Annotated in this window: 1 protein-coding gene; it reads right to left on the bottom strand. The window is 70.3% G+C overall.

The features are described 5' to 3' along the window. Positions 1–985, bottom strand: a 985-nt coding sequence (locus tag ACWDNU_RS46760; RefSeq protein ID WP_449673571.1) for a condensation domain-containing protein, incomplete at its 3' end; no start/stop codon positions are given. Positions 986–1091: the final 106 nt, after the last annotated feature.

Raw genomic sequence — 1091 nt, 5'->3', positions numbered from 1 at the left:
CGTCCAGATGCCGGAGCATACCGAAACCGATGCCCTTGTCCGGCACCGCGAGCAACTGCTCCTTGACCGCCTTCACCAGCGCCGCCGTCGCCGCACCACCACGCCACGCGGCCTCGGTATCGATCCCGTCCAGATCGAGCGCGACCGGATACATGGTGGTGAACCAGCCGACCGTCCGGGTCAGATCAGCACCCTCGACCGCCGATTCCTCGCGGCCATGACCCTCCAACCGCAGACGCGTCGCCGCCGCCGTCACCCCGCGACGAGCGCGCCACGTCCGCACCGCCAGCGCCAGCGCGGCGAGCAACCCGTCCTCGGCGCCCGTGCGATACAACGCCGGCAGGTCGGTCAGCACCGCCTCGCTGACCTCGGCGGGCACCGTGACACTGAAAGTCCGCACGGTCGAGGCCGTATCGACCGAACTGTCGAGCGGACGCTCGCCCAGCAACGGGTCGGGAACCGCGAGAATCCGCCGCCAGTAATCCAGCTCGCCCCGACGCCGCGGCGCCGCCTCGACCACGCCGTGCGCCCACCGGCGGAACGACGTACCGACCGCGGGCAACTCGACCCGCTGCCCGGCCGCATGCTGCGCCCACGCGGTCACCAAGTCCGACAACAGGATTCGCCAGGACACGCCATCGATCACGGCATGATTGGCCACCACCACCAGACCGTCCGGGCCGTCCGCACGGCACAGCCACACGAACGCCACCATCCGGGACGCCAGCGGATCCAGCGATGCCAGAGCCGCATCCAGCGCCGCGCTCGCGATCTCGGCCAGCTCGTCCTCGGACCGGCCCGCGGGCACATCGACCCGGGTGAGCAGCTGGTGCGCCTCCACCGCCCCCGCGGGCAGCGCGTTCAGCTCCCAGCGGCCATCCACCTGCCGCACACAGGCCCGGAGCATGTCGTGATGATTCAGCACCGCCGTGAGCGTGTCCAGCACACCGATCCGGTCGATACCGGACGGCAGCGCCAACACCATCTGCTGGCTGAACCGCCCGAACACCCGGCCACCCGCCACCGACGCCGCGAGCCGGGTCGTCGAGGATTTCGAGCAGTTCCAGGACGTGTTTGAGCATGTGGTTCCT

It is taken from the genome of Amycolatopsis sp. NPDC003676 (assembly GCF_053587275.1).
Note: the sequence above shows the minus strand (reverse complement) of the source record. Positions and strands in the feature narration are given on the sequence as shown.